The following is a 12,012-nucleotide window of genomic DNA, read 5'->3' on the forward strand; positions in this document are numbered from 1 at the left end:
AGGCCCTGACTGGGCGCTCACGTGGCGGTGTCGCCGGGCGTATCCGGCCGGGAGTCGTCCCCCGGCCGGGGCAGGCCGCCCGTCGTTCCTGATGTGGTGTCCTGTTGAGCGGTCCCCTCGGAGGCGGAACCCCGGAGGTCCCGCCCCGCCCGCTCGCTCTCGATGAGCTCGTTCAGCCAGCGCACTTCGCGCTCCACGGACTCCATTCCGTGGCGCTGGAGCTCGAGCGTGTAGTCGTCGAGGCGCTCCCGGGTGCGGGCCAGGGAGGCCCGCATCTTCTCCAGGCGCTCCTCCAGCCGGCTGCGTCGCCCTTCCAGTACGCGCATGCGTACGTCACGTGACGTCTGCCCGAAGAACGCGAAGCGAGCGGCGAAGGTCTCGTCCTCGTACGCGTCGGGCCCGGTCTGCGAGAGGAGCTGCTCGAAGTGCTCCTTACCCTCTGCCGTCAACCGGTAGACGATCTTGGCGCGGCGGCCTGTGAGGGGAGCGGCGGCCTCGTCGGTGTTCCCCGGCTCCTCGATCAACCAGCCGTTGGCGACCAGCGTCTTGAGGCAGGGATACAGCGTCCCGTAGCTGAACGCCCGGAACACACCCAGTGACGTGTTGAGTCGTTTGCGCAGCTCATAGCCGTGCATCGGGGATTCGCGGAGCAGGCCGAGTACGGCGAACTCGAGGATCCCGGAACGCCGGCTCATCGTCGCCTCCTCTCTGCCGCGGCCCGTGGCGGCGGGTGCCGTGACGGTGTCGTCGTGGTCTTTATGCCGCACTGATGTATCGACTCGATACATCACGACGATAGATCGGCCTTCCGTGTGCGACAAGAGGGGGGCTCGTGAACGGGATCACATCACCGATTCATCGGAAGCAAGTTGCCTGATTTGAGGTGAACTTCGGACCTCGGGGGTTTTGGCGGTGCGTAGTCTGTGCGCCATGCACACCACCGGGAACCGAGAGACGCCTGGGGGCGTCCTTGTCCCCGGTGCAGTACGGGGTGAATGCGGAAGGGACCGCATCCGTACTTCGGGGGGACCGGAAACCAGCCGCCGTTTCCAGGCGCGCAAAGGTGCGCCTGCCCGAGGAGTAGTCGTTCGATGAGCGAGCACCGTCGCAAACCGCCGCAGCCGCAGGGAGGCGGACGTGCCGCGGCCCGACGCGGCCAGTCCGGCTCGTCCTCCGGCCGCCGTGCGGCACCGCGAGGCGCCACAGGGTCTCCGTCCGGCTCCTATGAGTCGGGCGCGTACGGTCCGGGAGACGAGGACCGGCCGTACGGTGGTCGCGCCGAAGCCCGGCGCGCGGCACAGCGGAGCGGAGGCGGCCGCCGCAGAGCGGCCGAGCCCGGACGTGGGGGCCGGCGTGCCGCTCCCGGCGGCCCGAACGGACCCGGACGGGGCCGAGCGGCCGCGTCCGGCAGGAAGCGGATGATCGACTATCCGCGCCGGGACCGGGACGGATGGGGCCGCTGGGTGCCGTCCTGGAAGCTGGTGTCCGGTCTGTGTGTCGGGTTCTTCGGCAGTCTGCTGGTCGCCGCGGGCATCGCCTACGCCATGGTCGGCGTCCCCGTGGTCGCAGAGACCGCCAAGGCACAGAACAACGTGTACTACTGGTCCGACGGCAGCCAGATGGTCGCCACGGGCGGTGAGCGCAACCGCCAGATCATCAATCTCTCGCAGATCCCCAAGGCGATGCAGAACGCCGTCATCTCGCAGGAGAACAAGACCTTCTACGAGGACAGCGGCATCGACCCCAAGGGCATCGCCCGTGCCGTGTTCAACATGGCCCGGGGTGGCGACACGCAGGGTGGCTCCACCATCACCCAGCAGTACGTCAAGAACGCGATGCTGGACGACCAGTCCCAGACGATCTCCCGCAAGGTCAAGGAGATCCTCGTGTCGATCAAGGTCGGCGCCGAGGAACCCAAGGACGAGATCCTCGAGGGCTACCTCAACTCCGCGTACTACGGCCGCGGGGCCTACGGCATCCAGGCGGCGGCGCGGGCGTACTTCAACAAGGACGCCGTCGACCTGAACCCGGGCCAGTGTGCCTTCCTTGCGGCCGTGCTCAAGGGCGCCACCTACTACGACCCGGCGGGTGCGACCTCCATCGACACGGCCGCCACGCCGGAAGCCAACAAGAAGCGCGCCCGGAACCAGATGCAGGACACGCTGGACAAGATGGTCGAGTACGGCCACCTCAGCCAGGCCGAGCGGGCCAAGTACCCGGACCTCCCCAAGGTGCAGAACCCCCGGTCGAACACCCAGCTGGGCGGGCAGATCGGCTACATGGTCGACCTCGCCAAGTCGTCGTTGATCAAGAACGACATCGTCACGCAGGACCAGCTGGAGCAGGGCGGGTACTCGATCTACACGACCTTCGACAAGAAGAAGGTGGAGGAGCTCGAGAGCGCGGTCACCAAGGTCTACAAGGCCAACATCAAGCCCGAGGAACGCCCGAAGACCGACACGCACGTCCAGTTCGGCGGGGCGTCCGTGGACCCCGCGACGGGTGCCATCAAGGCCATCTACGGCGGCGCGGACGCGACCAAGCACTTCACCAACAACGCCGATGTCACCGGTGCCCAGGTCGGTTCGACGTTCAAGCCGTACGTGCTCGCGGCGGCGATGAAGTGGGGCGTGCGCGACCCGGACCTCGGTGAGGTCCAGGCGCAGGACGAGCGCACCGTCGTCTCCCCCAAGAGCCTCTACAGCGGCAAGAACAACCTCAAGATCAAGAACTACGACGGGACGGTCTGGCAGAACGAGAAGGGTGAGGAGTGGCTGCAGGAGAATGACGGCAAGGCCTCGCTCGGCGATCCGCCGGACTACAAGATCGATCTCCGTGAGGCCATGCGGGAGTCGGTGAACTCCGCCTTCGTGCAACTCGGCATGGACGTCGGCCTGGACAAGGTGAAGGAGGCCGCCGTCGACTCCGGTCTGCTGGACTCCAGTCTGACGGGCACCACCTACCCCTCCTTCTCCATCGGCATCTCCGACCCCAGCGCGATCCGCATGGCGGGCTCGTACGCCACCTTCGCGGCCAGTGGCAAGCAGCGCGAGCCGTTCTCCGTCACCAAGGTGGCCAGCAAGGACGGCACGATCTACACGCACAAGGCCACGACCAAGCAGGCCTTCACCGCCAAGGTCGCCGACAACGTCACGGACGTCCTGAAGACCGTCGTCGACGAAGGTACGGGCTCCGCCGCCCAGCTGCCCGGGCGTGACGTGGCGGGCAAGACCGGTACCACGGACGGCAACAAGTCCGCCTGGTTCGTCGGCTACACCCCGCAGCTGTCGACCGCGGTCAGCATGTTCCGTTACCCGGACGACGAGTCCATCAAGAACCGCACGTTCCTGGAGATGTACGGAACGGGTGACCAGGACAAGATCCACGGCGCGTCGTTCCCGGCCGAGATCTGGCACGACTACATGGAAAACGCGCTGAAGGGCCAGCCGGCGAAGAAGTTCCCCACCCCGGAGCCCATCGGCGAGGTCATCAACGACACTCCGCCCCCGAGCCCGACTCCCTCGCCCTCCCAGACGCAGGAGACGACCCCGTCGCCGAGCCCGACGCCGAGCCAGACCCCGACCAGTCCCTCGCCCACACCGACCGACACGTGTGGCGTCTTCGAGTGGAACTGCGGCGAAGGGGAGAACGGCGGCAACGAGACGTCCGGCAACGACGTCGGAGGTGCCAACGGAGGCCAGTCGCCTTCTCCCTCGGCCAGTGAGTCCGGGGAAGACAGCGGCGGCGGCAACGGCAACGGGAATGGGCAAGGAGGCACCATCTGGGGAGCGAGCGGCTAGCCGTCAGTTCGCCCGGCATGCGCGTTTCACGTGAAACACCCGCATGTTTCACGTGAAACCGGGGCCGCCGCATCCACGAGGGTGCGGCGGCCCCGGTGTTTTCCCAGACTCGTACGGCAGGATGTGCCCCATGCCCAGTGCAGAATCGACGCAAGCGAGCGTGCGCGAGCCGGATCCGGTACGGCCGACCAAGGAGGACGAGGTCGCCGCGGCCGGCAGTGAGCTGTTCGGCGGCCCCATCGGGCGGCGCGCCTTGCTCGGGACGTCCTGGTGGACCCCTGTGCGGGTGATCGCGCTCGTGGCGATCGGTATGTTCGCCCTCGGCCTGGTCCAGAAGGCGCCCTGCTACAACGGCGCCTGGTTCTTCGGCGCCAGCTCGCAGTACACGCACGCCTGCTACTCGGACATCCCGCACCTCTACCAGGGGCGTGGGTTCATCGACGGGCTTGTGCCGTACTTCGACAAGCTCCCCGGCGACATGCAGTACCTCGAGTATCCGGTGCTGACCGGCGTGTTCATGGAGGTGGCGTCCTGGCTCACGCCGGGCGGCGGCAGCGTCCAGGACCAGCAGCAGTGGTACTGGATGGTCAACGCCGGAATGCTCATGGTGTGCGCGGCCGTCATCGCCGTCTGCGTGACCCGCACGCACGCCCGGCGCCCCTGGGACGGTCTGCTGGTCGCCCTGGCACCTGCGTTCGCCCTGACCGCGACCATCAACTGGGACCTTCTGGCGGTCGCTCTGACGGCCGCCGCGATGCTGATGTGGTCCAGGGGGCGGTCCCTCGCCTTCGGCGTCCTGCTGGGACTGGCCACAGCCGCCAAGCTCTATCCCTTCCTGTTGCTGGGCCCGTTGCTCGTGCTGTGCTGGCGCGCGGGCAAGTGGCGGGAGTACGGAACGGCTCTCGCGGGGGCGGCGGTCGCCTGGCTCGTGGTGAACGTGCCGGTGATGGTGTTCGCCTTCGACGGCTGGTCGAAGTTCTACACGTTCAGCCAGGAGCGGGGCGTGGACTTCGGCTCCTTCTGGCTGGTCCTGGCGCAGAACTCGGACAACCCGCTCAGCACCGACACCGTGAACACGCTCGCCCTGCTTCTGATGCTGCTCTGCAGCGGCGCCGTCGCGGCGCTCGCACTGGCCGCTCCACGGCGGCCGCGGTTCGCCCAGCTCGCCTTCCTGATCGTCGCCGCGTTCATCCTCACCAACAAGGTCTATTCGCCGCAGTACGTCCTGTGGCTGGTGCCGCTTGCCGCGCTGGCCCGGCCGAAGTGGCGGGACCTCCTGATCTGGCAGGCCTGCGAGGTCGCGTACTTCCTGGGCATCTGGATGTACCTGGCGTACACGACCAGCGGAGACGCCCACAAGGGCTTGCCGACGGACGGCTATCACTGGGTCATCGGCCTGCACCTGCTGGGAACGCTGTACCTGTGCGTCATGGTCGTGAGGGACATCCTCATGCCCGACCGGGATCCGGTCCGGCGTCACGGTGCCGACGACCCCTCAGGTGGTGTGCTCGACGGCGCGAAGGACGTGTTCGTCCTCGGCCCCGCCGCCCATCCCTCCCGGCACACGGCCCACTTCGCCGGGCCCCCTGTGGAATGGGGCACCGGACGGGAGACCGGGAGTTCGCTGTGAGCGAACGAGCGCGACCGGTCCGCCGCAGGGCGGCAGCCACCACCACAGGCTCATGAGTAAGGGCCGTGCACGGTTTCCCGTGCACGGCCCTTACCTGTCCTGCCGGCCCGTGCCGCTCTGTCGTCCTCAGCGGTCGACGATCCGGTCGAACTGCGTGGTGGTGTGCCGCAGATGGGCCACGAGTTCGTCGCCGACCGTCGGCTCCGGTGCGTCCGAAGGCACGAACAGGATCGAGACCTGCATGTGCGGCGGCTCCGCGAACCAGCGCTGCTTGCCGCCCCAGACGAACGGCGAAAGGTTCCGGTTGACCGTGGCGAGGCCGGCCCGGGCGACACCCTTGGCGCGCGGCATGACGCCGTGCAGCGCCTTCGGGGCCTCCAGGCCCACCCCGTGGGACGTACCGCCCGCCACGACGACCAGGAAGCCGTCCGAGGCCGCCTTCTGCTGCCGGTAACCGAAACGCTCGCCCTTGGCCACACGCGTGACGTCCAGGACCGCGCCGCGGTACTCGGTGGCCTCGTGGTCACCCAGCCACAGCCGGGTGCCGATGCGGGCACGGAACCGGGTCTGCGGGAACTGCTGCTGCAGGCGGGCGAGTTCATCGGCCTTGAGGTGGCTGACGAACATGGTGTGCAGCGGCAGGCGGGCCGCCCGCAGCCGGTCCATCCAGCCGATGACCTCCTCGACGGCGTCCGAGCCGTCGGTGCGGTCCAGGGGCAGGTGGATGGCGAAGCCCTCCAGCCGGACGTTCTCTATGGCGGCGTGCAGCTGCGGCAGGTCCTGCTCGCTGATGCCGTGCCGCTTCATCGAGGACATCACCTCGATGACCACACGGGCGCCCACGAGCCCGTACACGCCGTCGACGGACGACACGGAGCGCACGACCCGGTCGGGCAGCGGCACGGGCTCCTCGCCGCGCCGGTACGGCGTCAGCACCAGCAGGTCACCGCTGAAGAAGTCCTTGATCCGGGCCGCCTCGTACGTCGTGCCCACGGCCAGGACGTCCGAGCCCAGGCGCGTGGCCTCCTCCGCCAGCCGCTCGTGCCCGAAGCCGTAACCGTTGCCCTTGCAGACCGGCACGAGCCCGGGGAACTGCTCCTGGACGTGCTTGTGATGCGCCCGCCAGCGCGCGGTGTCGACGTAGAGCGTGAGCGCCATGGCCGGACCTGGAACCTTTCTCGTGGCTGCGGTGTATCAGAGGTATGGAAGCTATTGAAGCCGTTGCTGACGCTGCAGGCGCGCAGAACGTGGGGTCAGCGGCGCGACATGTAGATGTCGAGCGCCTTGTGGAGCAGCTTGTTCAGGGGGAAGTCCCACTCGCCGAGGTACTCGGCCGCCTGCCCGCCCGTTCCGACCTTGAACTGGATCAGGCCGAAGAGGTGGTCCGTCTCGTCCAGGGAGTCGGAGATGCCGCGCAGGTCGTAGACGGTGGCTCCGAGGGCGTAGGCGTCGCGCAGCATCGCCCACTGCATCGCGTTCGAGGGCCGGACCTCGCGGCCGATGTTGTCGGAGGCGCCGTAGGAGTACCAGACGTGCCCGCCGACGATCAGCATGGTCGCGGCCGACAGGTTCACGCCGTTGTGGCGGGCGAAGTACAGACGCATGCGGTTGGGGTCCTCGCTGTTGAGGGCGGCCCACATGCGCTGGAAGTACGACAACGGACGCGGCCGGAAATGGTCGCGCACAGCCGTGATCTCGTACAGACGCTGCCACTCCTCGAGGTCGTGGTAGCCGCCCTGGACGACCTCGACGCCGGCCTTCTCGGCCTTCTTGATGTTGCGGCGCCACAGCTGGTTGAAGTTCTTGTGGACCTCTTCCAGGGAGCGGTTGGCCAGCGGCACCTGGAAGACGTAGCGGGGCTGGACGTCGCCGAAGCCGGCACCGCCGTCCTCGCCCTGCTGCCAGCCCATGCGGCGCAGCTTGTCGGCCACCTCGAAGGCACGCGGCTCGATGTGGTCGGCCTCGATGTCCCGCAGGCGCTTGACGTCGGGGTCCTGGATGCCCTTCTTGATCGACGCCGCGTCCCAGCGCCTGATGATCACCGGCGGGCCCATCTTCACCGAGAAGGCACCCTGCTGCTTGAGGTGCGCCAGCATCGGCTCGATCCAGTCCTGCAGATTCGGCGCGAACCAGTTGATGACCGGGCCCTCGGGAAGGTAGGCCAGGTAGCGCTTGATCTTGGGCAGTTGCCGGTAGAGAACGAGACCCGCACCGACCAGCTCACCGGTCCGGTCGTCGAACCAGCCGAGGTTCTCCGAGCGCCACTCCGCCTTTACATCAGCCCAGGCCGGGACCTGCATGTGACTCGCCGCCGGCAGGCTCTGGATGTACGCCAGATGCTGCTCGCGACTGATGGTCCTCAGGGTCAGGCTCATTCGGGGCGCTCCTCGGGCTGGTGTGTCCCCATGGGTACAGGGGCTCCGGCTCTCGCGCCGAAGCCTACTGCGCCCGGAAGAGGCCCGATCGGGCGCCGGACACCTTCGCTCCGGCCGGAGGGCCGGCCGGAGCGGTCAGTGGTGTTCGGAAGACGGTGTCCGTGGCGTCAGTCGATGACCCCGCCGAAGAGGCCACCGTTCGCCATACCCAGGAGGAATCCGACTCCCGCGGCACCGAGACCGATGATCAGCCCGAAGCGTTCGCGGGTCGTGACGGAGACCCACTGGCCGTAGGCGCCGGTGAGGATGCCCACCAGGCCCGCCCAGGAACTGAGCAGGTGCAGGTGGGAGAACATCGCCGTGATGAAGGACGTGAGGCCCAGGACCAGGGTCACCACCATCAGGGTGTCCTGGAGGGGGTGGGGCTTGCCGTCCGTGGCGAAGAGGCCTCCGGCGGTGTTGGGTCGCAATGCCTGTGCCATAGGGCACCTCCTGCGAAAGGCGGCGCATCGTAGCGCTCTACACACCCGATGTGTACAGACTGACTGCCCTCGCGGCCGGATTTCAACCGGAAGCCGGTGTGCGGGTAGTCTGTACGGTCTGCACCGGTGTCTGCCCGGACAGAACCAGGAAGGGCCCGGGTCACCCGGGCCGACCTGGCAGGACCATCGGCCGTCCCCTGATTGTCAGTGGCGGCTGTTTTACTGACAGGCACTGTTGCTCACGCATCACGACCCTCCTGCCACGGAACGACCGTGGCCGCTGAGTCCAAAGGAGGTGGGTTCCACATGCGTCACTACGAGGTGATGGTCATCCTCGACCCCGATCTCGAGGAGCGTGCTGTCTCCCCGCTGATCGAGAACTTCCTTTCTGTCGTCCGTGACGGCGGCGGAAAGGTCGAGAAGGTCGACACCTGGGGCCGTCGTCGTCTCTCGTACGAGATCAAGAAGAAGCCCGAGGGCATCTACTCGGTCATCGACCTGCAGGCCGAGCCTGCGGTCGTCAAGGAGCTCGACCGCCAGATGAACCTGAACGAGTCGGTCCTCCGGACCAAGGTCCTCCGTCCCGAGACCCACTGAGCCTTCCGCTCAGCCGATCTCGGTATTCGAGTAGCAGCACAAGCAGCCAGCAGCAAACCCGCCGAGAGGTTCCCCCATGGCAGGCGAGACCGTCATCACGGTCATCGGCAATCTTGTCGACGACCCCGAGCTGCGCTTCACCCCGTCCGGTGCGGCCGTCGCGAAGTTCCGTGTCGCGTCCACTCCCCGCACCTTCGACCGCCAGACGAACGAGTGGAAGGACGGCGAGAGCCTGTTCCTGACGTGCTCGGTCTGGCGCCAGGCGGCGGAGAACGTCGCCGAGTCGCTCCAGCGAGGCATGCGCGTCATCGTGCAGGGCCGGCTGAAGCAGCGGTCCTACGAGGACCGTGAGGGCGTCAAGCGCACGGTCTACGAGCTGGACGTCGACGAGGTCGGCGCCAGCCTGCGCAACGCCACGGCCAAGGTCACCAAGACCTCGGGCCGCGGTGGTCAGGGCGGTTACGGCGGCGGTGGCGGCCAGCAGGGCGGCGGCTGGGGCGGCGGCCCCGGTGGCGGCCAGCAGGGCGGCGGCGCTCCTGCCGACGACCCGTGGGCGACCGGCGCTCCCGCCGGTGGCAACCAGGGCGGCGGCGGCTGGGGCGGCGGCTCCGGCGGCGGTGGCGGCTACTCGGACGAGCCCCCCTTCTAGTGCTGCGGGCCGGGCCGTGAGGCTTGGCCGGGCCAGGGGACGGGCCGTACCCAAACTTCTTGATCACACAGGAGAAACACCATGGCGAAGCCGCCTGTGCGCAAGCCTAAGAAGAAGGTCTGCGCGTTCTGCAAGGACAAGGTCACGTACGTGGACTACAAGGACACGAACATGCTGCGGAAGTTCATTTCCGACCGCGGCAAGATCCGTGCCCGCCGCGTGACCGGCAACTGCACGCAGCACCAGCGTGACGTCGCCACGGCCGTCAAGAACAGCCGTGAGATGGCGCTGCTGCCCTACACCTCCACCGCGCGATAAGGGAAGGGTGACCGACTCATGAAGATCATCCTCACCCACGAGGTTTCCGGCCTCGGCGCCGCGGGCGACGTCGTCGACGTCAAGGACGGTTACGCTCGCAACTACCTGATCCCGCGGAAGTTCGCGATCCGCTGGACCAAGGGTGGCGAGAAGGACGTCGAGCAGATCCGTCGTGCTCGCAAGATCCACGAGATCCAGACCATCGAGCAGGCCAACCAGGTGAAGGCCCAGCTCGAGGGTGTGAAGGTCCGCCTGGCCGTCCGCTCCGGCGACGCCGGTCGTCTCTTCGGCTCCGTCACCCCGGCCGACGTCGCCTCGGCGATCAAGGCTGCCGGTGGCCCCGAGGTCGACAAGCGCCGCATCGAGCTGGGCGCGCCGATCAAGACCCTGGGCGCCCACGAGACGTCCGTGCGTCTGCACCCCGAGGTTGCCGCGAAGGTCAACATCGAGGTTGTCGCTGCCTGAGCCTGGCTCTAGCTGAAGCGATGAGATGGGGCCGCCCCCCTGCCCGGGGGTGCGGCCCCATCTTCATGGCACCGTGCGTCGCCTGGGCCACGTTTCACGTGAAACGGTCAGCGCGTCGCACCCGTGACGACCCAACGACCCGATCGCGCGCGCAGCCACAGTGTCAGCATGCGCATCGTCATCATCAGCGTCATGGCCGCCCACACGGCGGTCAGACCGCCACCGAACGTCGGGATGAGAAGCGCTACGGGCGTGAAGACCGCGAGCGTGGCCAGCATCGCCCAGGCGAGGTAGGGACCGTCACCAGCGCCCATCAGAACACCGTCCAGGACGAACACCACACCGCAGATCGGCTGTGAGGCAGCCACGATCAGCAGAGCGGGCAGAGCGGTGTCCTTGACCGCGGAATCTCCTGTGAACAGGGGCAGGAAGGCGGGACGAGTGACTACCACCAGCAGACCGAGTACGACCCCGACCGCAACGCCCCACTCCACCATCCGCCGGCATGCCGCGCGTGCGCCCTGCGCATCACCCGCTCCCAGGTAGCGGCCGATGATCGCCTGGCCTGCGATGGCGATGGCATCGAGGGCGAAGGCGAGCAGGCTCCACAGGGACAGGATGATCTGGTGGGCCGCGATGTCGGCGTCTCCCAGGCGGGCCGCGACCGCGGTGGCGATCATCAGGATCGCCCGCAGGGAGAGCGTGCGTACCAGCAGCGGCACTCCGGCCTGGGCGGAGGCCCTGATACCGGCAGCGTCAGGTCGCAGGGAGGCGCCGTGCCTGCGGGCGCCGCGAATCACCACCAGGAGATACACCGCGGCCATGCCGCACTGGGCGATGACGGTGCCCCAGGCGGAGCCGGCGATGCCGAGGTCGGCACCGTAGACGAGCCCGACGTTGAGGACGGCATTGGCGACGAAGCCGGCGATGGCCACGTAGAGAGGGGTCCTGGTGTCCTGGAGTCCCCGCAGGACACCGGTCGAAGCGAGGACGACGAGCATGGCGGGGATGCCCAGCGCCGAGATGCGCAGATAGGTGGTCGCGTAGGGGGCGGCGGTGTCGGACGCACCGAAGAGTTCCACGAGGGACGGTGCGGTGGGCAGGACGACGGCTATGACGGCGGCGCCGAGCAGCAGAGCCAGCCAGATGCCGTCCATTCCCTGTCGGATCGCGGCTTGCAGGTCACCCGCGCCGACGCGCCTGGCGACCGCCGCCGTGGTGGCGTAGGCGAGGAAGACGAAGACGCTGACGGCGGTCGTCAGAAGGGCCGAGGCGACGCCGAGCCCGGCGAGTTGTGCCGTGCCGAGATGGCCGACGATCGCACTGTCGGCCATGACGAAAAGGGGCTCGGCGACGAGTGCGCCGAAGGCCGGGACGGCCAGCATGACGATCTCTCGGTCGTGCTGGCGCCGGGCGGTCCGGGGGCGCGCGGGGGCCTGTGTCATGAGCACCAATCTAATCGTCCACAGGTAAGAGATGCAAAGGTTTTGAGACCCTTACGGTCCGTCTCGTCACGTGCACTCGTGTGTACGATTCGAAGTGATCTTGATCTGCCTGGGAAAGTTTTTCTTCTGCACAGCCGGTGGACGGTATAGCTGCAGGTCAGAACGGTTTCTTGGAGTGTTGTGCGGGCTTGTTCACAGGGCTGTCCACCGGGTCGTGCACAGGTTTCGGGAAGTTCTCCACAGCATCTGGC

General features: G+C 67.7%; 11 protein-coding genes. 6 read left to right on the forward strand and 5 right to left on the reverse strand.

Translation table 11 applies throughout. The features are described from left to right. Positions 1–17 precede the first annotated feature (17 nt). Complete coding sequence (locus IE260_RS06880) at positions 18–695, reverse strand: PadR family transcriptional regulator (protein ID WP_189869572.1); 678 nt, start codon at positions 693–695, stop codon at positions 18–20. 723 nt (positions 696–1,418) lie between these two features. On the opposite strand from IE260_RS06880, the gene IE260_RS06885 reads away from it, so the two are divergent. Together IE260_RS06885 and IE260_RS06890 are read left to right on the forward strand one after the other, a co-directional pair. After that, entirely contained in the window at positions 1,419–3,800 is a 2,382-nt protein-coding gene (locus tag IE260_RS06885) for a transglycosylase domain-containing protein (protein WP_229880472.1), read from the forward strand. A gap of 121 nt (positions 3,801–3,921) precedes the next feature. Continuing rightward, positions 3,922–5,430, forward strand: a complete 1,509-nt coding sequence (locus IE260_RS06890; RefSeq protein WP_189869574.1) for a glycosyltransferase family 87 protein — start codon at positions 3,922–3,924, stop codon at positions 5,428–5,430. 126 nt (positions 5,431–5,556) lie between these two features. Here IE260_RS06890 and IE260_RS06895 read toward each other — a convergent pair whose 3' ends face one another. From IE260_RS06895 to IE260_RS06905, 3 genes are all read right to left on the reverse strand, one after another. Next, positions 5,557–6,588 carry an alanine racemase gene (locus IE260_RS06895; protein ID WP_189869575.1) on the reverse strand — a complete coding sequence of 344 codons (1,032 nt, stop codon included), beginning with the start codon at positions 6,586–6,588 and terminating at the stop codon, positions 5,557–5,559. Between the two features lie 95 nt (positions 6,589–6,683). After that, positions 6,684–7,805 carry a peptidoglycan bridge formation glycyltransferase FemX gene (femX, locus tag IE260_RS06900; protein ID WP_189869576.1) on the reverse strand — a complete coding sequence of 374 codons (1,122 nt, stop codon included), beginning with the start codon at positions 7,803–7,805 and terminating at the stop codon, positions 6,684–6,686. A gap of 167 nt (positions 7,806–7,972) precedes the next feature. After that, positions 7,973–8,287, reverse strand: a complete 315-nt coding sequence (locus IE260_RS06905; protein ID WP_189869577.1) for a hypothetical protein — start codon at positions 8,285–8,287, stop codon at positions 7,973–7,975. Between the two features lie 306 nt (positions 8,288–8,593). Between IE260_RS06905 and rpsF the strand changes: the two genes are divergently transcribed. The 4 genes from rpsF (at position 8,594) to rplI (ending at position 10,316) form a co-directional block, all read left to right on the forward strand. Further along, the gene (rpsF, locus tag IE260_RS06910) at positions 8,594–8,884 is read left to right on the forward strand and encodes a 30S ribosomal protein S6 (protein ID WP_004985983.1); all 291 of its coding nucleotides are present in this window, start codon (positions 8,594–8,596) and stop codon (positions 8,882–8,884) included. A 76-nt stretch (positions 8,885–8,960) separates the two neighbouring features. Further along, entirely contained in the window at positions 8,961–9,533 is a 573-nt protein-coding gene (locus IE260_RS06915) for a single-stranded DNA-binding protein (RefSeq protein ID WP_189869578.1), read from the forward strand. An 81-nt stretch (positions 9,534–9,614) separates the two neighbouring features. Beyond that, the gene (rpsR, locus tag IE260_RS06920; protein WP_003949403.1) at positions 9,615–9,851 is read left to right on the forward strand and encodes a 30S ribosomal protein S18; all 237 of its coding nucleotides are present in this window, start codon (positions 9,615–9,617) and stop codon (positions 9,849–9,851) included. 18 nt (positions 9,852–9,869) lie between these two features. Continuing rightward, positions 9,870–10,316: a 50S ribosomal protein L9 gene (rplI, locus tag IE260_RS06925; RefSeq protein WP_043502361.1), complete on the forward strand. Its 447-nt coding sequence runs from the start codon at positions 9,870–9,872 to the stop codon at positions 10,314–10,316. Positions 10,317–10,423: 107 nt separating this feature from the next. Here the strand turns inward: rplI and IE260_RS06930 are convergent, their stop codons facing one another. Next, positions 10,424–11,761 carry an MATE family efflux transporter gene (locus IE260_RS06930; RefSeq protein WP_189869579.1) on the reverse strand — a complete coding sequence of 446 codons (1,338 nt, stop codon included), beginning with the start codon at positions 11,759–11,761 and terminating at the stop codon, positions 10,424–10,426. Positions 11,762–12,012 lie beyond the last annotated feature (251 nt).

It is taken from the genome of Streptomyces viridiviolaceus, from assembly GCF_014650995.1.
Taxonomy (GTDB): Bacteria; Actinomycetota; Actinomycetes; order Streptomycetales; family Streptomycetaceae; genus Streptomyces; species Streptomyces viridiviolaceus.

What these genes read in the sequence shown, in the direction of transcription:
- IE260_RS06930 (WP_189869579.1), bottom strand. Translation starts at nt 11,761, where the DNA reads ATGACACAGGCCCCCGCGCGCCCCCGGACCGCCCGGCGCCAGCACGAC.
- IE260_RS06895 (WP_189869575.1), bottom strand. Translation starts at nt 6,588, where the DNA reads ATGGCGCTCACGCTCTACGTCGACACCGCGCGCTGGCGGGCGCATCAC.
- IE260_RS06915 (WP_189869578.1), top strand. Translation starts at nt 8,961, where the DNA reads ATGGCAGGCGAGACCGTCATCACGGTCATCGGCAATCTTGTCGACGAC.
- rpsR (WP_003949403.1), top strand. Translation starts at nt 9,615, where the DNA reads ATGGCGAAGCCGCCTGTGCGCAAGCCTAAGAAGAAGGTCTGCGCGTTC.
- IE260_RS06885 (WP_229880472.1), top strand. Translation starts at nt 1,419, where the DNA reads ATGATCGACTATCCGCGCCGGGACCGGGACGGATGGGGCCGCTGGGTG.
- IE260_RS06880 (WP_189869572.1), bottom strand. Translation starts at nt 695, where the DNA reads ATGAGCCGGCGTTCCGGGATCCTCGAGTTCGCCGTACTCGGCCTGCTC.
- IE260_RS06905 (WP_189869577.1), bottom strand. Translation starts at nt 8,287, where the DNA reads ATGGCACAGGCATTGCGACCCAACACCGCCGGAGGCCTCTTCGCCACG.
- femX (WP_189869576.1), bottom strand. Translation starts at nt 7,805, where the DNA reads ATGAGCCTGACCCTGAGGACCATCAGTCGCGAGCAGCATCTGGCGTAC.
- rplI (WP_043502361.1), top strand. Translation starts at nt 9,870, where the DNA reads ATGAAGATCATCCTCACCCACGAGGTTTCCGGCCTCGGCGCCGCGGGC.
- rpsF (WP_004985983.1), top strand. Translation starts at nt 8,594, where the DNA reads ATGCGTCACTACGAGGTGATGGTCATCCTCGACCCCGATCTCGAGGAG.
- IE260_RS06890 (WP_189869574.1), top strand. Translation starts at nt 3,922, where the DNA reads ATGTGCCCCATGCCCAGTGCAGAATCGACGCAAGCGAGCGTGCGCGAG.